Annotated in this window: 24 protein-coding genes and 1 pseudogene; 20 read left to right on the top strand and 5 right to left on the bottom strand. The window is 65.3% G+C overall.

What is annotated here, in order from left to right; translation table 11 throughout:
- Positions 1–20 precede the first annotated feature (20 nt).
- The 10 genes from QMX96_RS02675 (at position 21) to pdeM (ending at position 12,344) form a co-directional block, all read left to right on the top strand.
- Entirely contained in the window at positions 21–2,048 is a 2,028-nt protein-coding gene (locus QMX96_RS02675) for a c-type cytochrome (protein ID WP_282361155.1), read from the top strand.
- A 110-nt stretch (positions 2,049–2,158) separates the two neighbouring features.
- Positions 2,159–3,175, top strand: coding sequence for a ligase-associated DNA damage response exonuclease (locus QMX96_RS02670; RefSeq protein WP_054914740.1), 1,017 nt, complete (start codon positions 2,159–2,161; stop codon positions 3,173–3,175).
- Positions 3,172–4,809: an ATP-dependent DNA ligase gene (locus tag QMX96_RS02665; RefSeq protein WP_282361154.1), complete on the top strand. Its 1,638-nt coding sequence runs from the start codon at positions 3,172–3,174 to the stop codon at positions 4,807–4,809. The genes QMX96_RS02670 and QMX96_RS02665 overlap by 4 nt, the downstream gene beginning before the upstream one ends.
- A 111-nt stretch (positions 4,810–4,920) precedes the next feature.
- The gene (locus QMX96_RS02660) at positions 4,921–5,703 is read left to right on the top strand and encodes a transporter substrate-binding domain-containing protein (RefSeq protein WP_043861953.1); all 783 of its coding nucleotides are present in this window, start codon (positions 4,921–4,923) and stop codon (positions 5,701–5,703) included.
- Positions 5,704–5,806: 103 nt separating this feature from the next.
- Entirely contained in the window at positions 5,807–6,535 is a 729-nt protein-coding gene (locus tag QMX96_RS02655; RefSeq protein WP_043861954.1) for an ABC transporter permease, read from the top strand.
- Entirely contained in the window at positions 6,532–7,242 is a 711-nt protein-coding gene (locus QMX96_RS02650) for an ABC transporter permease (RefSeq protein WP_043861955.1), read from the top strand. The genes QMX96_RS02655 and QMX96_RS02650 overlap by 4 nt, the downstream gene beginning before the upstream one ends.
- An 8-nt stretch (positions 7,243–7,250) precedes the next feature.
- The gene (locus tag QMX96_RS02645; RefSeq protein WP_282361153.1) at positions 7,251–8,366 is read left to right on the top strand and encodes a succinylglutamate desuccinylase/aspartoacylase family protein; all 1,116 of its coding nucleotides are present in this window, start codon (positions 7,251–7,253) and stop codon (positions 8,364–8,366) included.
- A gap of 10 nt (positions 8,367–8,376) precedes the next feature.
- Positions 8,377–9,141 carry an ATP-binding cassette domain-containing protein gene (locus QMX96_RS02640; protein WP_210014245.1) on the top strand — a complete coding sequence of 255 codons (765 nt, stop codon included), beginning with the start codon at positions 8,377–8,379 and terminating at the stop codon, positions 9,139–9,141.
- A gap of 83 nt (positions 9,142–9,224) precedes the next feature.
- Positions 9,225–11,684, top strand: a complete 2,460-nt coding sequence (locus QMX96_RS02635; protein ID WP_282361152.1) for a ligase-associated DNA damage response DEXH box helicase — start codon at positions 9,225–9,227, stop codon at positions 11,682–11,684.
- Positions 11,685–12,344: a ligase-associated DNA damage response endonuclease PdeM gene (gene pdeM / locus QMX96_RS02630; RefSeq protein ID WP_116052164.1), complete on the top strand. Its 660-nt coding sequence runs from the start codon at positions 11,685–11,687 to the stop codon at positions 12,342–12,344.
- Positions 12,345–12,346: 2 nt separating this feature from the next.
- Here pdeM and QMX96_RS02625 read toward each other — a convergent pair whose 3' ends face one another.
- Positions 12,347–12,574 (bottom strand): hypothetical protein, encoded by a 228-nt coding sequence (locus QMX96_RS02625; RefSeq protein ID WP_043861959.1) that lies wholly within the window; start codon positions 12,572–12,574, stop codon positions 12,347–12,349.
- A 100-nt stretch (positions 12,575–12,674) separates the two neighbouring features.
- Positions 12,675–13,241: a dCTP deaminase gene (dcd, locus tag QMX96_RS02620; protein WP_028943496.1), complete on the bottom strand. Its 567-nt coding sequence runs from the start codon at positions 13,239–13,241 to the stop codon at positions 12,675–12,677.
- A gap of 350 nt (positions 13,242–13,591) precedes the next feature.
- On the opposite strand from dcd, the gene QMX96_RS02615 reads away from it, so the two are divergent.
- Positions 13,592–13,801, top strand: a complete 210-nt coding sequence (locus tag QMX96_RS02615) for a cold-shock protein (protein WP_008365925.1) — start codon at positions 13,592–13,594, stop codon at positions 13,799–13,801.
- A 180-nt stretch (positions 13,802–13,981) separates the two neighbouring features.
- Here QMX96_RS02615 and apbC read toward each other — a convergent pair whose 3' ends face one another.
- Positions 13,982–15,076 carry an iron-sulfur cluster carrier protein ApbC gene (apbC, locus tag QMX96_RS02610; RefSeq protein WP_058540969.1) on the bottom strand — a complete coding sequence of 365 codons (1,095 nt, stop codon included), beginning with the start codon at positions 15,074–15,076 and terminating at the stop codon, positions 13,982–13,984.
- Positions 15,077–15,227: 151 nt separating this feature from the next.
- Here apbC and metG point away from each other — a divergent pair, with 151 nt between their 5' ends.
- From metG to QMX96_RS02570, 8 genes and pseudogenes are all read left to right on the top strand, one after another.
- The gene (metG, locus tag QMX96_RS02605; protein ID WP_274096761.1) at positions 15,228–17,267 is read left to right on the top strand and encodes a methionine--tRNA ligase; all 2,040 of its coding nucleotides are present in this window, start codon (positions 15,228–15,230) and stop codon (positions 17,265–17,267) included.
- A 91-nt stretch (positions 17,268–17,358) separates the two neighbouring features.
- Positions 17,359–17,934 (top strand): Rnf-Nqr domain containing protein, encoded by a 576-nt coding sequence (locus QMX96_RS02600; RefSeq protein WP_282361151.1) that lies wholly within the window; start codon positions 17,359–17,361, stop codon positions 17,932–17,934.
- A pseudogene (locus tag QMX96_RS02595) lies at positions 17,931–18,746 on the top strand (RnfABCDGE type electron transport complex subunit B); the annotation flags it as partial. The gene QMX96_RS02600 and the pseudogene QMX96_RS02595, both read left to right, overlap by 4 nt.
- 16 nt (positions 18,747–18,762) lie before the next feature.
- The gene (locus QMX96_RS02590; protein WP_054914748.1) at positions 18,763–19,746 is read left to right on the top strand and encodes an RnfABCDGE type electron transport complex subunit D; all 984 of its coding nucleotides are present in this window, start codon (positions 18,763–18,765) and stop codon (positions 19,744–19,746) included.
- A complete protein-coding gene (locus tag QMX96_RS02585) occupies positions 19,743–20,357 on the top strand; it encodes an RnfABCDGE type electron transport complex subunit G (protein ID WP_058540966.1) in 615 nt (204 codons plus the stop codon). The genes QMX96_RS02590 and QMX96_RS02585 overlap by 4 nt, the downstream gene beginning before the upstream one ends.
- Positions 20,350–20,871, top strand: a complete 522-nt coding sequence (locus tag QMX96_RS02580) for an Rnf-Nqr domain containing protein (RefSeq protein ID WP_236176556.1) — start codon at positions 20,350–20,352, stop codon at positions 20,869–20,871. The genes QMX96_RS02585 and QMX96_RS02580 overlap by 8 nt, the downstream gene beginning before the upstream one ends.
- A gap of 4 nt (positions 20,872–20,875) precedes the next feature.
- The gene (nth, locus tag QMX96_RS02575; protein WP_282361150.1) at positions 20,876–21,514 is read left to right on the top strand and encodes an endonuclease III; all 639 of its coding nucleotides are present in this window, start codon (positions 20,876–20,878) and stop codon (positions 21,512–21,514) included.
- Positions 21,515–21,618: 104 nt separating this feature from the next.
- The gene (locus QMX96_RS02570; RefSeq protein WP_043861968.1) at positions 21,619–21,798 is read left to right on the top strand and encodes a hypothetical protein; all 180 of its coding nucleotides are present in this window, start codon (positions 21,619–21,621) and stop codon (positions 21,796–21,798) included.
- A gap of 75 nt (positions 21,799–21,873) precedes the next feature.
- On the opposite strand, the gene QMX96_RS02565 is transcribed toward QMX96_RS02570, so the two are convergent.
- A complete protein-coding gene (locus QMX96_RS02565; RefSeq protein ID WP_043861969.1) occupies positions 21,874–22,500 on the bottom strand; it encodes a response regulator transcription factor in 627 nt (208 codons plus the stop codon).
- Positions 22,501–22,967: 467 nt separating this feature from the next.
- Between QMX96_RS02565 and QMX96_RS02560 the strand changes: the two genes are divergently transcribed.
- The gene (locus QMX96_RS02560) at positions 22,968–23,495 is read left to right on the top strand and encodes a hypothetical protein (protein WP_282361149.1); all 528 of its coding nucleotides are present in this window, start codon (positions 22,968–22,970) and stop codon (positions 23,493–23,495) included.
- Positions 23,496–23,546: 51 nt separating this feature from the next.
- Here the strand turns inward: QMX96_RS02560 and QMX96_RS02555 are convergent, their stop codons facing one another.
- Positions 23,547–24,764, bottom strand: coding sequence for an argininosuccinate synthase (locus tag QMX96_RS02555; RefSeq protein WP_043861971.1), 1,218 nt, complete (start codon positions 24,762–24,764; stop codon positions 23,547–23,549).
- Positions 24,765–24,798 lie beyond the last annotated feature (34 nt).

Below are 24,798 nucleotides of genomic sequence, written 5' to 3'. Positions count from 1 at the left end.
GCATCCAAAGGACGATTGCGATGGCTTCTCTTGTATCGCGTCTGGCCATGCTTGGCTCGACGCTGCTGTTTGCGTACCCCGCGTCTGCCAGTGAGCCGCCCCCGGCAACGGCAGCCGAACGCGGCGCCTACATTGCCCGTCTGGGCGACTGCGTGGCCTGCCACACTGCCAAGGGCGGCGAGTTGATGGCCGGCGGCCTCGAACTGACCACGCCGATGGGCACCATCTACTCCAGCAACATCACCCCCGACAAGGTCACCGGCATCGGCCGCTATACCTTCGAGCAGTTCGACCGTGCCATGCGCGAAGGGGTGAACGCGGCCGGCACCAACCTGTACCCGGCCATGCCCTACCCCTCCTACGCGAAAATGACCGAAGGCGACATGCGCGACCTGTACGCCTACCTGATGGAGGACGTGAAGCCGGTCAACCAGCCCAACCTGGAAGCGGACATGAAGTTTCCGTTCAGCCAGCGCTGGGGCCTGTCGCTGTGGAACCTGGTGTTTCTCGACAAGCAACCCTTCGTGGCCGACCCGGCCCGCAGCGACGAGCTCAACCGCGGCGCCTACCTGGTACAGGGCCTGGGCCACTGCGGCGCCTGCCATACCCCGCGCGGCGTGGCCTTCCAGGAAAAGGCCATGGACGACGCCGGCAGCGGCGGCCAGCACTTCCTGGCCGGCGAGACCGTGGAGCACTGGCGCGCCCTGAGCCTGCGCAACCTGTGGACGGTGGACGACACCGTGCAGTTGCTCAAGACCGGGCAGAACCGCTTTGCCACGGTGTCGGGCAACATGGCCGAGGTGATCTCCCACAGTACCCAGCACTTCACCGACGCCGACCTCACCGCCATCGCGCGCTACCTCAAGTCGTTGCCACCGGGCAAGGACGACCTGCCGATGCCGATGGTGGAACGAACCCCTGCCCCAGCGCCGGACAACCTGTTCACCAGCCGCGGCGGGCTGGGCTACACGCAGTTCTGCAGCGACTGCCACCGCCCGGACGGCGCCGGCGTGGCGGGCATGTTCCCGCCACTGGCGCACAACCCCAGCGTGGCCTCGGCCAACCCGACCTCGCTGCTGCACATCACCCTGACCGGCTGGCAGACCGCCGAAACCGTCGCCCACCCGCGGGTGTACACCATGCCCGGGTTCTCGCGCCTGACCGACACCGAGATCGCCGAGATCCTCACGTTCGTGCGCAGCAGCTGGGGCAACGACGGCTCGGCGATCAGCGCAGCGCAGGTGGCCAAGCTGCGCCAGCAGCTCAAGCCCCAGGACCGCGACGCCTCGACCTTCGAGACCCCGCGCCTGGCCGACCTGCTGGCGGCCAGCAATGCCGATCAGGTGGTGCGCGGCATGCGCCTGCACCTGCAGACCCGTGACCTGCTGCCCGACAACGTCGGCAACGCGCTCAACTGCACCAGTTGCCACCTGAACGCCGGCACCGTGGCCGACGGTTCGCCGTTCGTCGGGGTATCGGCCTTCTTCCCCGGCTATGCGCCACGGGCGGGCAAGGTGATCACCCTGGAGGAGCGCATCAACGGCTGCTTCCGGCGCTCGATGAGCGGCTCGCCGCTGCCACCGCAAGGGGCCGACATGCAGGCGATGGTGGCGTACTTCGAGTGGATGAAGAACAACACCAAGCCCGAGGACAAGGTGCCAGGGCGCGGTGTAGGCAAGGTCGACCCGTCGATCAAGCCCGACCTGGACAACGGCAAGCAGGTGTATGCCCAGCAGTGCGCGGTGTGCCATGGCAACGACGGCGAAGGCCTGACCCGTGCCGACGGCACCTGGATCTTCCCGCCGCTGTGGGGCGAGCAGTCGTTCAACATCGGTGCCGGCATGGCGCGCACCTACACCGCGGCCGCCTTCGTCAAACGCAACATGCCGATCGGCATGCACGAGAAGTTCCCGCTCGGCCAGGGCGGCTTGTCCGACCAGGACGCGGTGGACGTGGCGGCCTGGTTCTCCAGCCAGCCACGCCCGGACTTCCCCGACAAGGTCAAGGACTGGCCCAACGGCGGGCGCCCGGTAGACGCGCGCTACTGAAGCAGCCCCCCACTGCAGCGTCGCCGGCAGCACGCCGGCGACGCTTTCGGATCGAACTTCACCGGCCCGGCCGCGCTCCTAGGTTAAACCCCCAGCGCAGCGGCCTTGGCATGGACCTGGTGATTGCACGACCCGAAGGATTGTATTGCCCACCCGGGGATTTCTACATCGACCCGTGGCGCCCCGTTGAACGTGCGGTGATCACCCACGGCCATGGCGACCACGCCCGCAACGGCAACCGCCACTACCTCACCGCCAGCCCCGGCGCGGGCATCCTGCGCAGCCGCCTGGGCGCCGACATCAACCTGCAGACCCTCGACTACGGCCAGCGCCTGGACCACGGCGGGGTGACCCTGAGCTTGCACCCGGCCGGCCATGTGCTGGGCTCGGCCCAGGTGCGCCTGGAGTATCGCGGCGAGGTGTGGGTGGCGTCCGGCGACTACAAGGTCGAACCCGATGGCACCTGCGCACCGTTCGAACCGGTGCGCTGCCACACCTTCATCACCGAGTCGACCTTCGGCCTGCCGATCTACCGCTGGGAGCCCCAGCAGCAGATCTTCGACCAGATCAATGCGTGGTGGCGCGAGAACATCGCACTGGGCAAGGCCAGCGTGCTGTTCTGCTATTCGTTCGGCAAGGCGCAGCGCATCCTGCATGGCCTGGACCCGAGCCTGGGGCCGATCCTGGTGCATGGCGCGGTCGAGCCGCTGAACCGGGTATACCGCGAAGCGGGTGTCGCCCTGCCCGCCACGCTGCATGCCAGCGAGATGGACAAGCACGACCCACGCATGCGCCAGGCGCTGATCCTGGCCCCGCCCTCGGCGGCCGGCAGCAGCTGGATGCGCCGCTTCGGCGACTACAGCGACGCCTTCGCCAGCGGCTGGATGCGCCTGCGCGGCACCCGGCGCCGGCGCGGGGTGGACCGCGGCTTCGTGCTCTCCGACCACGCCGACTGGCCCGGCCTGCTATGGGCCATCGAACAGACCGGGGCGCAGCGGGTGATGGTGACCCACGGCTCGGTGGCCGTGCTGGTGCGCTACCTGTGCGAGCGCGGGCTGGATGCCCAGGCGTTCGTCACCGAATACGGTGACGAGGATGAAGGCGCCCCGACCGAGGCCAGCGCATGAAGGCCTTCGCCGAACTCTACGGCCAGCTCGACGCCACCACCTCGAGCAACGCCAAGCGCGATGCACTGGTGCGCTACTTCGCCAGCGCCAGCCCCGCAGACGCCGCCTGGGCGGTGTACTTCCTGGCCGGCGGGCGGCCGCGCCAGCTGGTACCCACACGGCTGCTGCGCGAACTGGCAATCAGCCTGTCGGGTTTGCCCGACTGGTTGTTCGAGGAGAGCTACCAGGCCGTGGGCGACCTGGCCGAGACCTTTTCGCTGCTGCTGCCCGAAGCCGCCCACAGCAGCGACGCGGGCCTGGCCTACTGGGTCGAGGATTGCCTGCTGCCGCTGCGCGGACTGCCGCCCGAAACCCTGGCGCAGCGCCTGCCGCCCCTGTGGGCACAGCTCGACCGGCAGAGCCTGCTGGTGTGCCTGAAGCTGGTCACCGGCAGCTTTCGTGTCGGCGTGTCGAAGCTGCTGGTCACCCGCGCCCTGGCGCAACTGGCCGACATCGACAGCAAGCGCGTGGCCCAGCGCCTGGTGGGCTACACCGATCTGTCGCATCGCCCCACGGCCCAGGGCTACCTCAAGCTGATCGCGGCCGAGTCCGAAGACGAACATGCCCAGCGCGGCGGCCAGCCGTACCCGTTCTTTCTGGCCCATGCGCTGCAACAGCCGGTGGACCAGTTCGACGCCCTGCTCGGCCCGCCCCAGGCCTGGCAGGCGGAATGGAAGTGGGACGGCATCCGTGCGCAGGTGGTCAAGCGCGAGGGCCAGCTGTGGGTGTGGTCACGCGGCGAGGAGCTGCTGACCGAGCGCTTCCCCGAACTGCAGGCGCTGGCCGCCGTGCTGCCCGATGGCTGCGTGGTGGACGGCGAGATCGTGGTGTGGCGCGACGGCGTGCAGCCCTTCGCCCTGCTGCAGCAGCGCATCGGGCGCAAGACCCTGGGCAAGAAGATCCTGGCCGATGCGCCAGTGGCGCTGTTGGGCTACGACCTGCTCGAATGGCAGGGGGCCGACTGGCGCAGCCGCCCGCAGGCCGAGCGCCGGGCGCAGCTGGAGGCGCTGGTTCAGACCACTGCGCACCCGGCGCTGCGCCTGTCGCCGGTGCTGCAGGGCGACACCTGGGCCGAGCTTGCCGCCCAGCGCGAGGCATCGCGCAGCCTGGGGGTCGAGGGCCTGATGCTCAAGGCCCGCGACGCCCTGTACGGGGTGGGCCGCACCAAGGACATGGGGGTGTGGTGGAAGTGGAAAATCGACCCGTTCAGCGTGGACGCGGTGCTGATCTATGCCCAGCGCGGACATGGCCGGCGCGCCAGCCTGTACAGCGACTACACCTTTGCGGTGTGGGACGCCCCCGCCGGCAGCCCGCAGCGCAGCCTTGTGCCCTTTGCCAAGGCGTATTCAGGGCTCAGCGACGAAGAGATGCGCAAGGTTGATGCAATCATCCGCAAGACCACCGTGGAAACCTTCGGTCCGGTACGCAGCGTGACCCCGACGCTGGTGTTCGAACTCGGCTTCGAGGGCATCGCACTGTCCAAGCGCCACAAGAGCGGGATTGCGGTGCGCTTCCCGCGGATGCTGCGCTGGCGCCTGGACAAACCGGTGGACGAAGCAGACGACCTGGCCACGTTGCAGTCGCTGCTGGGGTAAGCGAAACGCAGCAATTGGGACTATGGTGCGGAAATTGCTGTGAGCTTGATGTCGAGCGGCCAGCGGTAACGCTGCGCAGCCACCCATCACTTGCGCTTGAAGGACCACACCATGAAAAAAGCTCTGCTGACGCTGTCTGCTCTGGCGCTGTGCCTGGCTGCGGGCAACACCCTGGCCAAGGACTACAAGGAACTGCGCTTCGGCGTCGATCCCTCCTACGCCCCTTTCGAGTCCAAGGCCGCCGACGGCAGCCTGGTGGGCTTCGACATCGACCTGGGCAACGCGATCTGCGCCGAGCTCAAGGTCAAGTGCAGGTGGGTCGAGAGCGACTTCGACGGCATGGTTCCGGGCCTCAAGGCCAACAAGTTCGACGGCGTGATCTCGTCCATGACGGTGACCCCGGCGCGGGAGAAGGTCATCGACTTCTCTGACGAGCTGTTCTCCGGGCCTACCGCACTGGTGTTCAAAAAAGGTGCAGGCATGAGCGCCGACCCGGCCTCGCTCAAGGGCAAGACCGTCGGCTATGAGCAGGGCACCATCCAGGAAGCCTATGCCAAGGCCGTGCTGGACAAGGCCGGGGTCAAGACCCAGGCCTACCAGAACCAGGACCAGGTGTATGCCGACCTGATTTCGGGACGCCTGGACGCCTCGATCCAGGACATGCTGCAGGCCGAACTGGGCTTTCTGAAATCGCCACAGGGCGCGGGCTACGAAGTGAGCCAACCGGTGGACAGCGAATTGCTGCCGTCGAAGACGGCAGTGGGCATTAAGAAAGGTAACAGCGAGCTGAAGGCCTTGCTGAACAAAGGTATCAAAGCGTTACACGATGATGGCACCTATGCCGACATCCAGAAGAAGCACTTTGGTGATCTGAACCTGTACAGCGGCAAGTAGGGCCGGCCTCTTCGCCGGCAAGGCCGGCTCCTACACGGGTACGCGGTGCGTGCAAGAGCTGACGCACTGCGTACCCAAGGTCCCACCCGCACAGGCTCGCCCCATGCTTGACGACCTCCTGCAACACCTGGGCCTTGGCGCCTTCAGCCTCAGGGGCTTCGGCCCGCTGCTGCTGCAAGGCACCTGGATGACCCTGCAACTGTCCTTCATGTCGCTGCTGGTCAGCGTCGGCCTGGGCCTGCTCGGCGCCAGCGCCAAGCTCTCCGCGTTGCCGCTGCTGCGCATCCCCGCGCAGCTCTACACCACGCTGATCCGCGGGGTGCCCGACCTGGTGCTGATGCTGTTGATCTTCTACAGCCTGCAGACCGGGCTCACCAGCCTGACCGACGCAATGGAGTGGGACTACATCGAGATCAACCCCTTCGCTGCCGGGGTCATCACCCTGGGCTTCATCTACGGTGCCTATTTCACCGAGACCTTTCGCGGCGCGATCCTCGCGGTGCCGCGCGGCCAGGTCGAAGCGGCCACCGCCTATGGCCTCAAGCGCTTTCAGCGGTTTCGCTTCGTGGTGTTCCCGCAGATGATGCGCTTCGCCCTGCCGGGCATCGGCAACAACTGGATGGTGATGCTCAAGGCCACCGCGCTGGTGTCGATCATCGGCCTGGCCGACCTGGTCAAGGCCGCCCAGGATGCCGGCAAGAGCAGCTACCAGCTGTTCTACTTTCTGGTGGTGGCGGCCTTCATCTACCTGCTGATCACCAGCGCCTCGAACGTGGCCCTGCGCTGGCTCGAACGGCGCTACAACGTCGGCACCCGGGAGGCACTGCGATGATCGAGCTGCTGCAGGAATACTGGCGCGCGTTCCTCTATACCGACGGCACCCACATCACCGGGCTGGCGATGACGATGTGGCTGCTCAGCGCCTCGCTGCTGATCGGCTTCGTGGTATCGATCCCGCTGTCGATTGCACGGGTGTCACGGCGCCTGTGGGTGCGCTGGCCAGTGCAGTTCTACACCTACCTGTTTCGCGGCACGCCGCTGTATATCCAGTTGCTGATCTGCTACACCGGCATCTACAGCCTGGAGGTGGTGCGCGGGCAACCGCTGCTCGACAGCTTCTTTCGCGACGCCATGAACTGCACCATCCTGGCCTTTGCCCTGAACACCTGCGCCTACACCACCGAGATCTTCGCCGGCGCCATCCGCAGCATGCACCACGGTGAAGTCGAAGCAGCCAGGGCCTACGGCCTGCGCGGCTGGAAACTTTATGCTTATATCATCATGCCGTCCGCGTTGCGCCGCTCGCTGCCGTACTACAGCAATGAGGTGATCCTGATGCTGCACTCGACCACCGTGGCCTTCACCGCCACCGTGCCGGACATCCTCAAGGTCGCCCGCGACGCCAACTCGGCCACCTTTCTGACCTTTCAGTCGTTCGGTACGGCCGCCATCATCTACCTGTGCGTGACCTTCGCACTGGTGGGCCTGTTCCGCCTGGCCGAACGACGCTGGCTGGCCTTCCTCGGCCCCGCACACTAGGACCGTTCATGCACCACAAGACCCACGACATCCTGGCCCCGGTGCCGGGGATTTGCCGCCAGATCCACAGCTTCCACTTCGGCCCGCGCGGTGCCGGCAAGGTCTATATCCAGGCTTCGCTGCATGCCGACGAGCTGCCCGGCATGCTGGTGGCCTGGCACCTCAAGCAACGCCTGGGCGAATTGCAGAGCCACGGCCGCCTGCGCCACGAGATCGTGCTGGTGCCCATCGCCAACCCGGTGGGCCTGGAACAGGTGCTGATGGACGTGCCGCTGGGGCGTTTCGAGCTGCAGAGCGGCGAGAACTTCAACCGCCACTTCGTCGACCTGAGCGACACCATCGGTGACCAGATCGAGGCGCACCTGACCCAGGACCCGCGGCACAACGTCGAGCTGATTCGCGAGTGTATGCGCCGGGCGCTGGACGCGCAGCCCGCCGCCACCCCGCTGCAATCCCAGCGCCTGGTACTGCAACGCCTGGCCTGCGATGCCGACATGGTGCTGGACCTGCACTGCGACTTCGAGGCCGTCGCGCACCTGTACACCACCCCGGAAGCCTGGCCCCGGGTCGAGGCGCTGTCGCGCTACCTCGGGGCCCAGGCCAGCCTGCTGGCCACCGATTCGGGCGGGCAGTCGTTCGATGAGTGTTTCACCCTGGTGTGGTGGCAGCTGCAGCAACGCTTTGCCAAGCAGTTTCCCATCCCCCAGGGCAGCTTTTCGGTGACGGTGGAGCTGCGCGGTCAGGGCGATGTGAGCCACCCGCTGGCCAGCACCGACTGCGAGGCGATCCTGAACTACCTGACCCGTTTCGGTGCCATCGAAGGCGAGGCCGCCCCCTTGCCGCCCCTGCCCTACCCGGCCACACCGCTGGCGGCGGTCGAACCGGTGGCCACGCCGCTGGGCGGCCTGCTGGTGTTTCATGTCACCCCGGGCCAGCCGGTGCAGGCCGGGCAACTGATCGCCGAGGTGATCGACCCGCTCAGCGACCGCGTGACCCCGGTATACAACCAGCAGGCCGGGCTGCTGTATGCCCGCTCGCTGCGACGCATGGCCACCGCTGGCATGGTGATTGCGCATGTGGCGGGCAACCAGCCGTACCGCAGCGGCTACCTGTTATCGCCATGAGGGGCCGTGCATGTACAAACTGACCATCGAAGGCCTGCACAAGCGCTACGGCGAGCACCATGTGCTCAAGGGCGTTTCACTGCAGGCCAGCACCGGCGACGTGATCAGCCTGATCGGCGCCAGTGGCTCGGGCAAGAGCACCTTTCTGCGCTGCATCAATTTTCTCGAACAGCCCGACGAGGGCAGCATGACCCTGGACGGCCAGCCGGTGCGCATGGTGCAAGACCGCCACGGCCTGCGCGTGGCCGATGCCGACGAGCTGCAGCGTATCCGCACGCGCCTGGCCATGGTGTTCCAGCATTTCAACCTGTGGAGCCACCTGAGCGTGCTGGAGAACATCAGCATGGCGCCGCGCCGGGTGCTGGGGGTAAGCCGGCACGAGGCCGAGGAACGGGCACGTGCCTACCTGGACAAGGTAGGCCTGGCGCCCCGGGTGGCAGACCAGTACCCGGCGTTCCTGTCCGGTGGCCAGCAGCAGCGGGTGGCGATCGCGCGGGCGCTGGCAATGGAGCCGGAGGTGATGCTGTTCGACGAGCCGACTTCGGCGCTGGACCCGGAGCTGGTGGGGGAAGTGCTGCGGGTGATCCAGGGGCTGGCCGAGGAAGGCCGCACCATGATCATGGTGACCCACGAAATGAGCTTTGCACGGCAGGTATCGAGCCAGGTGCTGTTCCTGCATCAGGGGCTGGTGGAGGAACAGGGCGCACCGGCCGATGTGCTGGGCAACCCCAGGAGCGAGCGGCTGCGCCAGTTCCTGAGTGGCAACCTCAAATAACCCGACGATTGTCACCCGCTAAAACTAATGCCGGGCATTGATGGTCTGTGAAGACACACCCACTGCCCACAAGCGGCCCCGGCATGCGTAAACCGTCCGACCTTGCTGGCCCCTGGTTTGCCACCCGTGGCTGGAAGCCCTTCGCCTTTCAGAAGCGCGTGTGGGCCGCCGTCGTCCGCGGCGAATCCGGGTTGCTGCATGCCAGCACCGGCGCCGGCAAAACCTACGCCCTGTGGCTGGCCGCGCTGCAACACCTCCATGCCCAGGACACGCCACGCGCCAAGCACCCGGCACCGCTGCAAGTGCTGTGGATCACCCCCATGCGCGCCCTGGCCGCCGATACCGCGCGGGCCTTGCAGGCGCCACTGGACGCGTTGCAGATTCACTGGAGCCTGGGCGTGCGCAGCGGCGACACCTCCAGCGCCGAGCGTGCCCGCCAGAGCCGGCGCCTGCCCAGTGCCCTGATCACCACCCCCGAAAGCCTGACCCTGCTGCTGACCCGCGATGCGGCGCAGAGCGAGTTCGCCAGCCTGCGCCTGGTGGTGGTGGACGAATGGCACGAGCTGCTCGGCAACAAGCGCGGTGTACAACTGCAGTTGGCCCTGGCGCGCCTGCGCCGCTGGCACCCGGGCCTGATCGTATGGGGCATCTCGGCCACCCTGGGCAACCTGGAGCATGCCCGCGACGTGCTGCTGCCCGAGGGCGGATGCCTGGTGCAAGGCCGCCAGGACAAGCGCATCGAGGTCGATACCCTGCTGCCCGAAGCCATCGAGCGCTTCCCCTGGGCCGGGCACATGGGGCTCAAGATGCTCGCGCAGGTGCGCGATGAGGTGGCGCGCAGCAGCAGTTGCCTGGTGTTCACCAACACCCGCGCCCAGGCCGAGCTGTGGTATCAGGCGCTGCTGGAGGCGCGCCCCGACTGGGCCGGCATCATTGCCCTGCATCACGCCTCGCTGGCCCGCGAAACCCGCAACTGGGTCGAGCAGAGCCTGAAACAGGGCCAGCTCAAGGCAGTGGTATGTACCTCAAGCCTCGACCTGGGGGTGGATTTTCTGCCCGTCGAACGGGTGTTGCAGATCGGCTCGGCCAAGGGCGTGGCGCGTCTGATGCAGCGCGCCGGGCGCTCGGGGCACGCGCCGGGCCGCCCTTCGCGGGTGACCCTGGTACCGACCCACAGCCTGGAGCTGGTGGAGGCCGCCGCCGCCCGCGAGGCCGTGGCAGCACGCCAGATAGAGGCAAGGCGCTCTCCGGCGCTGTGCATGGATGTGCTGGTGCAGCACCTGGTGAGCATGGCCCTGGGGGCCGGGTTTCGCCCCCCGCAACTGCTCGAGGAAGTGCGCAGCACCTGGGCCTATCGGCACCTGCGCGACGAACAGTGGCAATGGGCGCTGGAATTCGTGCGCAACGGCGGTGCCTCGCTGGGCGCCTACCCTGACTATCACCGGGTCATCGAAGCGCCGGACGGGGTATGGCGGGTGGCCAACGCACGCCTGGCGCGCCGCCACCGCATGGGCATCGGCACCATCGTCAGCGATGCGAGCATCCAGCTGAAGTTCTGGAGCAAGGGAGGCGGCGGGCGCAACCTGGGCAGTGTCGAGGAAGCCTTCGTTGCCCGCCTGCGCCCGGGCGATGCCTTCCTGTTCGCCGGGCGCACGCTGGAGCTGGTGCGCATCGACAACATGACCGCCTATGTGCGTCGCAGCACCGCGCGCAAACCTGCCGTGCCACGCTGGAACGGCGGGCGCATGCCGCTTTCCAGCGAGCTGGCAAGGGCCGTGGTCGAGCAGCTCGACAGCGCCGCGCACGGTCGCTACCACGGGCCGGCCATGCAGGCGGTCAAGCCATTGCTGGAGCTGCAGCGGCGCTGGTCGGTGATCCCCACCCACGACATGCTGCTGGCCGAGACCTGGACCTCGCGTCAGGGCTGCCATCTGTTTCTCTATCCATTTGCCGGGCGCACCACCCACCTTGGGCTGGCCAGCCTGCTGGCGTGGCGCTACAGCCGCAGCCAGCCGGCGAGTTTCTCGATTGCGGTGAACGACTATGGCCTGGAACTGCTGTGCCCTGGCGAAGTGCCGTGGGCGGCCATGCTGCCGGACCTGCTGAGCCCCGATGAACTGCTCGAGGACGTGCTGGCCAGCCTGAATGCCGGCGAAATGGCCATGCGCCGTTTTCGCGAAATCGCGCAGATCTCCGGGCTGGTGTTCGGCGGCTATCCCGGCTCGCACAAGAGCACCCGGCAGATCCAGGCGTCCAGCGGCCTGTTCTTCGAGGTGTTCCGCCAGCACGACGCGGGCAACCTGCTGCTGGGCCAGGCCCGTGACGAGGTGCTGAACGCAGAGCTTGAGATCGACCGGCTGGCGCAGGTACTGAGCCGGCTGGGCGGTTTGCGCCTGCATCTGCAGCCGCTTGCGCGCCCGGGCCCGCTGGCCTTTCCGCTGCTGGTGGAAGGCATGCGCGAAACCCTGAGCACGGAAAAGCTCGCCGACCGCATCGCCCGCATGGTCGCCGACTTGGAAAAGGCCGCGAGCCGGGAGCGCTGAATGAGTCACTGCCTGAACATCGACGTACAGGGCGAGCAGCTCTGGCTGCTGGGGGACAAGGCGCTGTACTGGCCGGCGCGCAGGGTGATGCTGGTGGCCGATGTGCATATCGGCAAGGCGGCGGCATTTCGCGCCCAGCACCTGCCCGTGCCCCGCGGCACCACGCAATCGACCCTGCAACGCCTGGACCGGCTGCTGACCAGCTACCCGTGCGAAGAGCTGATCGTGCTGGGCGACTTTCTGCACGCACGCACCGGCCGCGCCGCGGCCACGCTGGAACGCGTGCGGCAATGGCGGGAGGAGCACGCCCGGCTGAAGATCACGCTGATACGCGGCAACCACGACCTGCATGCCGGCGACCCGCCCGAAGGGCTGCGCATCGACGTGCTGGACGGCCCGCTGCTGCTGGGGCCGTTCGCCTTGCAGCACGAGCCCGAGCCCCATGCCACGCACCTGGTGCTGGCCGGCCACGTACACCCGGTGTATGTGCTGCGGGGGCGCGCGCGGCAACGCCTGCGCCTGCCCTGCTTCGTGATCGGCGAACGGCTCGGCCTGCTGCCGGCCTTCGGGGACTTCACCGGCGGCTGGGCAGTGCAGCCTCAGCCGGGTGAGCGCGTGTACCTGACGGCAGACGCGCAGGTATGGCCGGTCAAGCCCTAGGCTCAGGCAACCGGTGCCGGTGGCGGTTCATCAGGGAGTGTGGGTTCACCCGGTTCCATCGGCGGGTTATCGCCTGGCTGCGCCGGCGACGGGGTGTCCGGGCCAGGCTGGCCGGGGACGCCACCGGCCTGCATCAGTGGCGGCTGCGCAAGCAATGACCAGGCCACCAGCCCGATCTGATTGGGCTGCAGCACGGCAAGTTTGGCGCTGATTGAAGGGTCGAGTTTCATAGGCGGCTCCTGAGCGAAGTCCGACACGCCTCCTGGCGTGCCGGGACGGTTCATCTGCTTGGAGTGCCTTGCCGGCGAGTAATTCCCTCGCTTCGTCGGCTCAGGTGCGCGGCAGGGTCACACCACGCTGGCCCTGGTACTTGCCGCCGCGGTCCTTATAGGACACTTCGCACTCTTCGTCGGACTCCAGGAACAGCATCTGCGCCACGCCTTCGTTGGCGTAGATCTTGGCCGGCAGGGTGGTGGTGTTGGAGAACTCCAGGGTCACGTGGCCTTCCCACTCCGGCTCGAGCGGGGTGACGTTGACGATGATGCCGCAACGGGCATAGGTGCTCTTGCCCAGGCAGATGGTCAGCACGTTGCGCGGGATGCGGAAGTACTCGACGGTGCGCGCCAGGGCGAAGGAGTTGGGCGGGATGATGCACACGTCGCTCTTGACGTCGACGAAGCTGCCGGCGTCGAAGTTTTTCGGATCGACGGTGGCCGAATTGATGTTGGTGAACACCTTGAACTCGTCGGCGCAGCGCACGTCGTAGCCGTAGCTGGAGACGCCGAAGGAGATCAGCCGGTTGTCGCTTTCGCCGCGTACCTGACGCTCGACGAAGGGCTCGATCATGCCGTGTTCCTGCGCCATGCGGCGAATCCACTTGTCCGATTTGATGCTCATGGCGGGTGTCCTGAAATAGCGTGGTGAAGAAATTCTGTGGGGCATCTTACCGGGCCCGGCGCCGGGTTCAAAGTTCCGTGCGGTGTTGGCGGCAAGATCCGCGTCATACGGGCCCCGCGCGGGGTATCGCGGCGCCGTCAGTCTTGAATTGCACGAAAGCTGAACAAGACCATTGGCACGTTCTGGAAAAAGGGTTATGGTGACGCCACTGTGCTGCACGTGTCACTGAGAATCTCTACCTGATGCAAGATCTCGATCAACCCATCTTCATGAATTTTCTGCCTCTTTGCACTCAGTCTCGGCCAGGGCGTTTCCTGAGCCGTAATTAACTTTGTCCAAGGAGACAGACCATGTCCAATCGCCAAACCGGTACCGTTAAGTGGTTCAACGATGAAAAAGGCTTCGGCTTCATCACCCCACAATCCGGTGACGACCTGTTCGTACACTTCAAAGCCATTCAAGCTGACGGCTTCAAAAGCCTGAAAGAAGGCCAGCAGGTCTCTTTCGTCGCTACCCGCGGCCAGAAAGGCATGCAAGCTGAAGAAGTACAAGTTATCTAACTTGCGCTTCACTGCTTGAAAAAAGCCCTGCCCTCACCGGCGGGGCTTTTTTTTGCCTTGCCGGTGGGGCTGCCCGTAGGAGCCGGCGTTGCCGGCGAAGGCAACACCGCAGTGCCTGCCTGGTGAAGCAGTGGGCCCTTCGCCGACAACGCCGGCTCCTACACAGGCGAGGGTATCGACTCAGTCTTCGCTGATGGTGATATTGGGCATCGCCGGCGCCGCCGCTTCCTGCAGCACGATGCGCGCCCCCACCTGCCGTGCCAGTTCCTGGTACACCATGGCAATCTGGCTTTCAGGCTCGGCAATCGCGGTCGGCTTGCCGCTGTCGGCCTGCTCGCGAATCAGCATCGACAGGGGCAGCGAAGCCAGCAGCTCCACACCGTACTGCGCCGCCAGCTTCTCGCCACCACCTTCACCGAACAGGTGCTCGGCATGCCCGCAGTTCGAGCAGATATGCACGGCCATGTTCTCGACCACGCCCAGCACCGGGATATTCACCTTGCGGAACATCTCCACACCCTTTTTCGCGTCCAGCAGCGCAAGGTCCTGCGGCGTGGTCACGATCACCGAACCGGCCACCGGCACCTTCTGCGCCAGGGTCAGCTGGATGTCGCCGGTGCCCGGCGGCATGTCGATCACCAGGTAGTCGAGGTTGTCCCAGGCGGTCTGGGTCACCAGTTGCAGCAACGCGCCGGAGACCATCGGGCCACGCCATACCATCGGCGTGTTGTCGTCGGTAAGAAACGCCATCGACATGACTTCCACGCCATGCGCACGCAACGGCACGAACCACTTCTGGTCGCGGATCTGCGGCCGGGTCCCTTCGGCGATACCGAACATCACGCCCTGGCTGGGGCCATAGATGTCGGCATCCAGGATACCCACCCGCGCCCCTTCACGGGCCAGGGCCAGGGCCAGGTTGGCGGCGGTGGTGGACTTGCCCACACCGCCCTTGCCCGAGGCCACGGCCACGATGTTCTTGACGTTGGCCAGGCCCGGAATCTGCGCCTGGGCCTTGTGCGCGGCGATCACACAGGTGATCTCGACCTGTGCCGAGGCCACGCCCTCGATCCCCTCGACGGCGGTCTGCAGCACCTGGGCCCAGCCGTTCTTGAACAGGCCGGCGGCATAGCCCAGCTCCAGGGCCACGCTGACCCGGTCGCCCTGGATATCGATGCTGCGCACACACCCGGCGCTGACCGGGTCCTGGTTCAGGTAAGGGTCGGTGTATTGGCGAAGGACGGTTTCAACCGCTGCGCGAGTGACGGCGCTCATGGAGACTCCCGATAAAAGACTGAATGAAACAGGTCGCTATGCTAACCCGTGAAACAACGGCAGATACGTCCATGGGGTGAAATATATTTCCCATCGTTTTATAGTGGCCGATCACCGTTCATACCCTGTAGCCGAAAGTAGCCGAGCCCCCATGTCCGAGCCACGCCAGATTCTCGTCACCAGCGCCCTGCCCTATGCCAACGGGTCGATCCACCTTGGCCACATGCTCGAGTACGTTCAGACAGACATGTGGGTGCGCTTCCAGAAGTACCGCGGCAACCAGTGCACCTACGTGTGCGCCGACGACGCGCACGGTTCGGCGATCATGCTGCGCGCCGAGAAAGAAGGCATTACCCCCGAGCAACTGATCGCGAACGTGCAGGCCGAGCACTGCGGCGACTTTGCCGACTTTCTGGTGGAGTTCGACAACTATCATTCGACCCACGCCGACGAAAACCGCGAGCTGTCGAGCCAGATCTACCTGAAACTGCGTGACGCCGGGCATATCGCCACGCGCTCGGTCACCCAGTATTTCGACCCCGACAAGCAGATGTTCCTGGCCGACCGCTTCATCAAGGGCACCTGCCCCAAATGCGCGGCCGACGACCAGTATGGCGACAACTGCGAAAAATGCGGCGCCACCTACGCGCCGACCGAACTGAAGAACCCCAAGTCGGCCATCTCCGGCGCCACCCCGGTGCTCAGGGACTCCCAGCACTTCTTCTTCAAGCTGCCCGACTTCCAGGCCATGCTGCAGCAGTGGACCCGCAGCGGCACACTGCAGGACGCCGTGGCCAACAAGTTGGCCGAATGGCTGGATTCCGGCCTGCAGGAATGGGACATCTCCCGTGATGCGCCGTACTTCGGCTTCGAGATCCCGGGCGAGCCGGGCAAGTACTTCTATGTGTGGCTGGACGCGCCGATCGGCTACATGGCCAGCTTCAAGAACCTGTGCGACCGCACGCCGGAACTGGACTTCGACGCCTACTGGAAAAAAGACTCCAGCGCCGAGCTGTACCACTTCATCGGCAAGGACATCGTCAACTTCCACGCGCTGTTCTGGCCTGCCATGCTCGAAGGCGCCGGCTACCGCAAGCCGACCGCAATCAACGTGCACGGCTACCTGACGGTCAACGGCCAGAAGATGTCCAAGTCTCGTGGCACCTTCATCAAGGCGCGCACCTACCTCGACCACCTGTCGCCGGAATACCTGCGCTACTACTACGCGGCCAAGCTGGGCCGTGGCGTGGATGACCTGGACCTGAACCTGGAAGACTTCGTGCAGAAGGTCAACTCGGACCTGATCGGCAAGGTGGTCAACATCGCCAGCCGCTGCGCAGGGTTCATCCACAAGGGCAACGGCGGCGTGATGGTGGCCGGCGACGCCGCACCGGAGCTGACCGAAGCCTTCCTGGCTGCGGCACCGGGTATCGCCGACGCCTACGAAGGCCGCGACTTCGCCCGTGCGATGCGCGAAATCATGGGCCTGGCCGACCGCGCCAACGCCTGGATCGCCGACAAGGCCCCGTGGTCGCTGGCCAAGCAGGAAGGCAAGCAGGACGAAGTGCAGGCCGTGTGCGCCCAGGGCATCAACCTGTTCCGCCAGCTGGTGATCTTCCTCAAGCCGGTGCTGCCGCAACTGGCCAGCGATGCCGAGGCGTTCCTGAACGTCGCGCCGCTGACCTGGAACGACCACCTGAGCCGTCTCGAGAACCACCAGCTGAACCCGTTCAAGGCATTGATGACCCGCATCGACCCGGTCAAGGTGCAAGCCATGGTCGACGCTTCCAAGCAGGACCTGGCCGCCAGCCAGACCAGCGTGGTCACCGGCAACGGCGAGCTGACCAAGGACCCGCTGTCGGCCGAGATCGACTTCGACACCTTTGCCGCCGTCGACCTGCGGGTAGCGCTGATTCTCAAGGCCGAAGCCGTGGAAGGGGCCGACAAGCTGCTGCGACTGACCCTGGACATCGGTGACGAGCAGCGCAACGTGTTCTCCGGCATCAAGTCCGCCTACCCGGACCCGAGCAAGCTGGAAGGTCGTCTGACCATGATGATCGCCAACCTCAAGCCACGCAAAATGCGCTTTGGCGTGAGCGAGGGGATGGTCATGGCCGCAGGCCCTGGCGGCGAGGAGATCTACCTGCTCAGCCCTGACAGCGGCGCCAAGCCGGGTCAGCGCATCAAGTAAGTGCCACGCCCCGACCCTGACCGGCCGGGGCGTTCTCATTGCACCGTGATTGCCGGATAATGGCGCACAGCCTCTTGCCTGTGGCGCGCCCATGACCGAACTGCTCCTTACCCTTATCAGCGCTGCGCTGGTCAACAACCTCGTGTTGCACCAGGCCCTCGCGCTCGACCCGCTGCTGCAGCCCGTCGAGCCGGCGTCACGTCGCCGGGTGCACGCACTGGGGTTGGCGACGCTGGTGCTGATGGTGCTGGCGCTCGTACCGGGGCAGTTGCTTTACCGCTACGGGTTGCGCCCGCTGCAACTGGAGTACCTGCGCCTGTTCGTGTTCCTGCCGCTGTGCGTTCTGCTGGCAGCGCCGGTGCTGAACCGGTTGCAACGCCAACTGCCACACTGGCCGTTCACCGGCCTCAAACCCTTGCTGCTGGGCAATGCCGCCGTCCTGGGCCTTGCCCTGCAAGCCAGCGATGCCACGCTCGACCCGTTCGCCACCCTGGCCCTGAGCCTGGGCGGCGGCCTGGGCTTCTGGCTGGCGCTGTGCCTGTTCGACGACCTGCGCCAACGCAGCGACGCGGCCCCCGTGGCCTTGCGCGGCCTGCCCATCGAGCTGATCGGCGCAGGGATCATGGCCCTGGCCTTTCTCGGTTTCAACGGACTGTTCACTTCATGAGCCTGATTCAACGCATCGACGCCCTGCTGCCCCAGACCCAATGCGGCAAGTGCGGTCATGCCGGCTGCCAGCCTTACGCCCAGGGGCTGGCAGCGGGCGAGGCGATCAACAAGTGCCCACCCGGCGGCAGCGAGACCATTGCCGCACTGGCAGCACTGCTGCAGGTGCCGGTGATTGCCCTGGATACCGACCGCGGCAGTGCGCCCGCCCAGGTCGCCTTCATTCGCGAGGCCGAATGTATCGGTTGCACTAAATGCATCCAGGCCTGCCCGGTGGACGCCATCGTCGGCGCCGCCAAGCTGATGCACACGGTCATCAGCGCCGAATGCACCGGCTGCGACCTGTGCGTGGCGCCTTGCCCGGTCGACTGCATCGACCTGCTGCCACTGCCTGCCGACAGCCCCATCGTGCCGATCGTCGGCGGCCTGGCGCGCACCCGGCCACAGCAGCTCGCCCGCGCCGCCCGGCGCAGCCATGCACGCCATCGCTTCGAGCAGCGTGCCCAGCGCCTGCAACGCGAAGAGGCGCGCAAGCAGGCCGAACGCATCGCGCGCAGCCAGCGGCCCGCCCCGAACGCGGCGGCTGCGGTGCCGGCCGACGACCCGATCAAGGCCGCGATTGCGCGGGTGCAGGCGCAAAAGGCTGCAGCCGCCGATGCGGCGCTGAAAAAGGCCAAGATTGCCGCGACCATGAGTCGCGCCCAGCTGACCAAGGCGCGCACAGCCTTTGGCGACTCGCCAAGCCCGGCGCAGCAAGCGCAACTGGCTGAGCTGCAGCAAGCGCAGCAACAGGCCCAGGCTCACTTGGAATCACTGCTGGCGGTAAGCGATGCTGCCCGCGCCTGACCCGGGCGAACGCCTGCGCGCCAGCCTGCGCCTGGTGCTGCTGGCGTGCCTGCCCGGCTTGCTGGCACTGACCTGGCTGCACGGTTGGGGCACCCTGCTCAACCTGCTGCTGACCACCACCGCGGCGCTGGCGACCGAAGCGGTGTTGCTGCGCGCCCAGCGCCGCCCGGTACGTGCTGCACTGGGCGATGGCAGCGCCCTGGTCAGCGCCACGCTGCTGGCCATCGCCCTGCCCGCCTACCTCGCCTGGTGGGTGCCGGTGATTGCCAGCGCAAGCGCCCTGGCCCTGGGCAAGCATGTGTACGGCGGGCTTGGCAAGAATCCGTTCAACCCGGCCATGCTCGGCTATGCCGTGGCCCTGGTCAGCTTTCCGGCCCAGATGACCCAGTGGCCCGGACCGCAACCGCTGGACCTGGGCACCAGCCTCGAAGCGGTGTTCGGCTTGGCCGTCCGACCCGACGCCTGGGCCCAGGCGACGGTGCTGGATGTGGTGCGCCACAACCAGAGCCTGACCATCGAAGAACTGTTCGGCCAGCACCCGGCCTTCGGCCGGTTCGCCGGCGCGGGCAGCGAGTGGGTCGCCCTGGCCTTCCTGGCCGGTGGCCTGTTGTTGCTGCAGCGCAAGGTGTTCAGCTGGCATGCCCCGGTGGCCATGCTGGGCAGCCTGTTCATCATGAGCCTGCTGGGCTGGAACGGCTCGGGCTCCGACTCCAATGGCTCGCCGCTGTTTCACCTGCTGGCCGGCTCCAGCCTGTTCGTCGCGTTCTTCATCGTCACCGAACCGGTCAGCGGCCCCAGGGCGGCCAGCGCACGCCTGCTGTTCGGCGCCGGGGTGGGCGTGCTGGTCTATCTGATCCGTACCTGGGGTAGCTACCCCGACGGCAGTGCGTTCGCCGTGCTGCTGATGAACCTGTGCGTGCCGGCGCTCGAACGCTGGGCCGCGCGGCGCCAAGGGCAGCCGGCATGACCCCCCGGGCGCGTGCAGTGCTGCTGGTGGCGGCTGTGGCGTGCCTGGCCATCGGCTGCGCCATTGGCTGGGCGCAGTTGAACGCCGCGCGTATCAGCCAGGCTGAACTGCAGCTCAAGGCCAGGAGCCTGCTGAGCGTGCTGCCGGCAGAGCGCTACGACAACCAGCCGCTGCAACGCCCCCTCGCACTGCCCGCACCGACCCTGGCCCATAGCACCCTGCTGGCCGGCTACCGCGCGACCCTGCTCGGCCAGCCCAGCGCCGTGGTGCTGCACAGCCGGGTTCAGGGCTATGCGGGGCCACTGGACCTGCTGATCGCCATCGACAGCCACGGCCGCCTGCTGGCCACCCGGGTGCTGCAGCACCAGGAAACGCCAGGGCTTGGCGGCAAGTTGAGTGAACCGGGCAACACCTGGCTACGCGGGTTCGAGGGCCGCACGCTGGCGGACACCCCCGATCCGGCCTGGGCCCTCAAGCGCGATGCCGGCCAGTTCGACCAGCTGGCCGGCGCCAGCGTGACCTCCCGCGCAGTGATCCGGGCGGTGCACGATGCCCTGCGCTACTTCGACGAACACTCCCTCTATCTGCTGGGTACCGGTGAACATGAATAGCCGCAGCCTGCTCATCCTCAGCCTGGCCCCGATGCTGGGCGCCAGCCAGACCCTGGCCCAGGCCGCAGCGGTGGCGTTGTTCAGCCTGTTGAGCCTGTGCCTGCACCGGTTGTGCATGACGCCCTTGCGCCCGCTGCTGCAAGGGCTGCAGACCACGCTGGTCAGCGTGCTGCTGGCGGCGATGCTGGTGACCTGCCTGGAGCTGAGCCTGCGCGCCTGGGCCCTGGAGGTTCACGCGCAACTGGGCATCTACCCGGCGCTGATCGCACTGCAATGCGTGCTGCTGGAACAGTGCTTCGAGCGCCATCGCGGCGTCGCGCAAGGCCTGCTGGTGGTCATCGGCTTGTGTACAGTGCACCTGCTGCTGGGCCTGTGCCGCGAACTGCTGGGCTCTGCCGGGCTGCGCCTGGCCCAACTGACCCCGGGCGCACTGATCCTGCTGGGCCTGCTACTGGCCATTTTCAACCGGGTGCGGCGCAAGCCGGCCCCCTCTAGCCGTCAAGGAAGCCTCTGAGCCCATGAATGCTGCCAAACGCCTGGAAATCTTTCGCAGGCTGCACGAAGACAATCCGGACCCGAAGACCGAGCTGGCCTACACCACCCCCTTCGAACTGCTGATCGCGGTCATCCTCTCGGCGCAATCCACCGACGTGGGGGTCAACAAGGCCACTGCACGCCTGTACCCGGTGGCCAACACGCCCCAGGCCATCTACGACCTGGGCGTTGAAGGGTTGTCCAGCTACATCAAGACCATCGGCCTGTACAACAGCAAGGCCAAGAACGTCATCGAAACCTGTCGCCTGCTGATCGAGCGCCACGGCGGCGAAGTGCCGCAAACCCGCGAAGCCCTCGAAGCGTTGCCCGGGGTGGGCAGAAAGACGGCCAACGTGGTGCTCAACACCGCATTTCGCCAGCCGACCATGGCGGTGGACACGCATATCTTCCGGGTCAGCAACCGCACCCGTATCGCCCCCGGCAAGACGGTGCTGGAGGTGGAAAAGGCATTGATGAAGTTTGTGCCCAAGGACTATCTGCTGGATGCGCACCACTGGCTGATACTGCATGGGCGCTATGTATGCCAGGCGCGCAAGCCACGCTGTGGAAGCTGCCGTATCGAGGACCTTTGCGAGTACCCGCAAAAAGCCTCCGACGATTGAACAAATAGTTGAATCGGTTGCGCACGATTGAAAAAATCTTTTTTACCGGCTCTGAAAATATCGCTATAAGGTGCGCCAATAGCCCTCTTGGCATGGAGTGACTTATGAGCACCGATAACGAAGAGCTGGATATCGACGTCGAGCCGGACACGGCAGACGAACAGGAAACGGAAAGCCCGCCCGAAACGGCGAAGACCAACCTCAGCAAGCGTCGCACCATCGACAACATGCTGGAAGAACGCCGCCTGCAAAAGCAGTTGGCCGATTACGACTTCGATCTTTGACGGCCCACTTCAGGTCGCGGGCGGGCCGTCTCTAGCGCATGCAGGGGCCAGGCAGTCGCCCTGGCAAGGTCTGGTTCACACCAGGCCGTTACGCTGGGCCAGTTCGATAAGGTCCACCAGGGATCGCGCATTGAGCTTGAGCAACAGGCGCGTCTTGTAGGTACTCACCGTCTTGTTGCTCAGAAACATGCCGTCGGCAATCTCCTTGTTGGTCTTGCCGCGTGCCAGTTGCTGCAGCACCATCATCTCCCGCCCCGACAGACGTTCGACCATATCCGCTTCGCTGGAACCGCCAAGGTTCGAACGCACCGAGTGCAGGGCCTGGTTGGGGAAGTAGCTGTAACCGGAGAGGACCGCCTTGATGGCGCTGAGCAGCTCGGTAAGGTCCTGCTGCTTGCAGACATAACCCGCGGCGCCCGCCTGCATGCACCGCATCGAAAAATGCCCAGGTGCCTGTGAGGTCAGCACCAGTACCTTTATGTTCACGTCATTGGAGGTCAACCTTGCGATGACCTCCAGCCCATCGAGCTTGGGCATGCCGATATCCAGTATCACGATATCGGGCAGGTGTTTCTTGACCAGCTGCAGCGCGTCCACTCCGTTGTCGGTCTCTGCGACAACTTCATAGCCATGCCGCTCCATCAGCATGCGTACAGCCAGGCGAATGACCGGATGATCATCCACGATCAGCACTTTATTCATGGGCAAAATCCAATTTTCGCTGTTCGATTTTTTGAGCCCGCACAATAGCCTAGTCAACCGGCATAGTGCATTGCAGCTTCCTTGACAGTTGCACGACAAGACCAGACCTACCTAAATAGAAGATTATTCCTACAAAACTTCCTGATAGCAGGCGTTAAGCAGAAACAATCATTGCGTCGTTCGAGGCGTGCATGCAGTGCGAACAAACACTAACACCGCACTCTCGCCACGTTCCATATGACAACGCTCGCCCGCACGCAGGAAATATCCGTGATATTTGACTAACCCGGGTATCAATCCTGTCACGGCGTTTTATCGCGTCGAAGTTGCACCGAAGTATTTCCTGAGGACGATCCATAACCCCCTGAACACCGAAGTACCCAGGCCGCATAGTGGTTCCAAAAACAATGCGAACCCTGACCCTTGCGCCCACGAAACAGCGCTCACGCCGAGCAGCAGGCACGTACATGAGCAACGTCGAACCGAAAAGCCCACTGACGATCATTGCTATTTTCGCGGGAATCATCGAAGCCTCTGCGTTGGCATCACTGCCCTTTCTTGGCGAAGACAGCCAGGGTATCTACACGTGGTTTCTGGTGGGCTTTCCACCCTTTCTGACAATCCTGTTTTTCCTGACGCTCAACTTCAACAGCAAGACGCTGTATTGCCCGGAGTACAACGAGGACACGCCTGAAGTTCCGGATGAACCCAAAGACTGGCCAACTTCAGAACAACGTGAAAGTCACCTGCCGCCTGCCCGTTCTGCCTTTGCACAATTGACCACACAAGCCCCACCCCTGGGTTGCGACGCCATGGCACCCGCTATCTCGACCATCGTCATTTCCGGTGCACACAGCACATCGCTGATCGAATACCTTGTCACTCAGGCCATCACGCAACAGCCCAGGCTGGGCACGCTGGTCATCCACAACCTTGAAACCGGCACGCAGACCACACTGACCACCCATGCCCTGGGCGCCGAGCCACCGCAATGAAGGCATAAAAAAACCCGGCCTCAGGCCGGGTTCCTTTCGTTCAAGCGCCCCTCACACCAGTGAGCGGCCCTTGTTCGCGGCAATGCGCAGGCGCAGTGCGTTGAGCTTGATGAAGCCCGCCGCGTCGGCCTGGTTGTAGGCGCCGCCGTCTTCTTCGAAGGTGGCGATGTTGGCATCGAACAGCGAATCGTCAGACTTGCGACCGGTGACGATCACGTTGCCCTTGTACAGCTTCAGGCGAACCACACCGTTCACGTTCAACTGCGAAGCATCGATCATCTGTTGCAGCATCAGACGCTCAGGGCTCCACCAGTAGCCGGTGTAGATCAGGCTGGCGTACTTGGCCATCAGCTCATCCTTGAGGTGAGCCACTTCGCGGTCCAGGGTGATGGACTCGATCGCACGGTGCGCGCGCAGCATGATGGTGCCGCCCGGGGTTTCGTAGCAGCCACGGGACTTCATGCCCACATAGCGGTTCTCGACGATGTCCAGGCGACCGATGCCGTTCTCGCCGCCGATGCGGTTCAGGGTGGCCAGGACGGTGGCCGGAGTCATCTCGACGCCGTCCAGCGCCACGACGTCGCCGTTGCGGTAGGTCAGTTCCAGGTAGGTAGGAACGTCAGGGGCGTTTTCTGGCGACTTGGTCCAGCGCCACATGTCTTCTTCGTGCTCGGTCCAGGTATCCTCCAGCACGCCGCCCTCGTAGGAGATGTGCAGCAGGTTGGCGTCCATCGAGTACGGCGACTTCTTCTTGCCGTGACGCTCGATCGGGATACCGTGCTTTTCGGCGTAGTCCATCAGCTTCTCGCGCGAGAGCAGGTCCCACTCGCGCCATGGGGCGATGACCTTGACGCCTGGCTTGAGCGCGTAGGCACCCAGCTCGAAACGCACCTGGTCGTTGCCCTTGCCGGTGGCGCCATGGGAAATGGCGTCGGCGCCGGTTTCGTTGGCGATCTCGATCAGACGCTTGGCGATCAGCGGACGTGCGATGGAAGTACCCAGCAGGTACTCGCCTTCGTAGACGGTGTTGGCGCGGAACATCGGGAACACGAAATCGCGGACGAATTCTTCTCGCAGGTCATCGATGTAGATCTCTTTGACACCCATGGCCTGAGCCTTGGCGCGGGCCGGTTCGACCTCCTCGCCCTGCCCCAGATCGGCGGTGAACGTCACCACTTCACAGTTGTAGGTATCTTGCAGCCACTTGAGAATCACCGAAGTATCAAGGCCGCCGGAATACGCCAGTACGACCTTTTTTACGTCCGCCATGCCATCACTCCACGGGTTGTACGGAAAGCCGGTG

Origin of the sequence: Pseudomonas sp. PS01300 (assembly GCF_029960155.1) — a bacterium.
GTDB lineage: Bacteria > Pseudomonadota > Gammaproteobacteria > Pseudomonadales > Pseudomonadaceae > Aquipseudomonas > Aquipseudomonas palmensis.
This window is presented reverse-complemented; position numbering and strand designations above follow the sequence as displayed.

What these genes read in the sequence shown, in the direction of transcription:
- QMX96_RS02675 (WP_282361155.1), top strand. Translation starts at nt 21, where the DNA reads ATGGCTTCTCTTGTATCGCGTCTGGCCATGCTTGGCTCGACGCTGCTG.
- QMX96_RS02670 (WP_054914740.1), top strand. Translation starts at nt 2,159, where the DNA reads ATGGACCTGGTGATTGCACGACCCGAAGGATTGTATTGCCCACCCGGG.
- QMX96_RS02665 (WP_282361154.1), top strand. Translation starts at nt 3,172, where the DNA reads ATGAAGGCCTTCGCCGAACTCTACGGCCAGCTCGACGCCACCACCTCG.
- QMX96_RS02660 (WP_043861953.1), top strand. Translation starts at nt 4,921, where the DNA reads ATGAAAAAAGCTCTGCTGACGCTGTCTGCTCTGGCGCTGTGCCTGGCT.
- QMX96_RS02655 (WP_043861954.1), top strand. Translation starts at nt 5,807, where the DNA reads ATGCTTGACGACCTCCTGCAACACCTGGGCCTTGGCGCCTTCAGCCTC.
- QMX96_RS02650 (WP_043861955.1), top strand. Translation starts at nt 6,532, where the DNA reads ATGATCGAGCTGCTGCAGGAATACTGGCGCGCGTTCCTCTATACCGAC.
- QMX96_RS02645 (WP_282361153.1), top strand. Translation starts at nt 7,251, where the DNA reads ATGCACCACAAGACCCACGACATCCTGGCCCCGGTGCCGGGGATTTGC.
- QMX96_RS02640 (WP_210014245.1), top strand. Translation starts at nt 8,377, where the DNA reads ATGTACAAACTGACCATCGAAGGCCTGCACAAGCGCTACGGCGAGCAC.
- QMX96_RS02635 (WP_282361152.1), top strand. Translation starts at nt 9,225, where the DNA reads ATGCGTAAACCGTCCGACCTTGCTGGCCCCTGGTTTGCCACCCGTGGC.
- pdeM (WP_116052164.1), top strand. Translation starts at nt 11,685, where the DNA reads ATGAGTCACTGCCTGAACATCGACGTACAGGGCGAGCAGCTCTGGCTG.
- QMX96_RS02625 (WP_043861959.1), bottom strand. Translation starts at nt 12,574, where the DNA reads ATGAAACTCGACCCTTCAATCAGCGCCAAACTTGCCGTGCTGCAGCCC.
- dcd (WP_028943496.1), bottom strand. Translation starts at nt 13,241, where the DNA reads ATGAGCATCAAATCGGACAAGTGGATTCGCCGCATGGCGCAGGAACAC.
- QMX96_RS02615 (WP_008365925.1), top strand. Translation starts at nt 13,592, where the DNA reads ATGTCCAATCGCCAAACCGGTACCGTTAAGTGGTTCAACGATGAAAAA.
- apbC (WP_058540969.1), bottom strand. Translation starts at nt 15,076, where the DNA reads ATGAGCGCCGTCACTCGCGCAGCGGTTGAAACCGTCCTTCGCCAATAC.
- metG (WP_274096761.1), top strand. Translation starts at nt 15,228, where the DNA reads ATGTCCGAGCCACGCCAGATTCTCGTCACCAGCGCCCTGCCCTATGCC.
- QMX96_RS02600 (WP_282361151.1), top strand. Translation starts at nt 17,359, where the DNA reads ATGACCGAACTGCTCCTTACCCTTATCAGCGCTGCGCTGGTCAACAAC.
- QMX96_RS02590 (WP_054914748.1), top strand. Translation starts at nt 18,763, where the DNA reads ATGCTGCCCGCGCCTGACCCGGGCGAACGCCTGCGCGCCAGCCTGCGC.
- QMX96_RS02585 (WP_058540966.1), top strand. Translation starts at nt 19,743, where the DNA reads ATGACCCCCCGGGCGCGTGCAGTGCTGCTGGTGGCGGCTGTGGCGTGC.
- QMX96_RS02580 (WP_236176556.1), top strand. Translation starts at nt 20,350, where the DNA reads ATGAATAGCCGCAGCCTGCTCATCCTCAGCCTGGCCCCGATGCTGGGC.
- nth (WP_282361150.1), top strand. Translation starts at nt 20,876, where the DNA reads ATGAATGCTGCCAAACGCCTGGAAATCTTTCGCAGGCTGCACGAAGAC.
- QMX96_RS02570 (WP_043861968.1), top strand. Translation starts at nt 21,619, where the DNA reads ATGAGCACCGATAACGAAGAGCTGGATATCGACGTCGAGCCGGACACG.
- QMX96_RS02565 (WP_043861969.1), bottom strand. Translation starts at nt 22,500, where the DNA reads ATGAATAAAGTGCTGATCGTGGATGATCATCCGGTCATTCGCCTGGCT.
- QMX96_RS02560 (WP_282361149.1), top strand. Translation starts at nt 22,968, where the DNA reads ATGAGCAACGTCGAACCGAAAAGCCCACTGACGATCATTGCTATTTTC.
- QMX96_RS02555 (WP_043861971.1), bottom strand. Translation starts at nt 24,764, where the DNA reads ATGGCGGACGTAAAAAAGGTCGTACTGGCGTATTCCGGCGGCCTTGAT.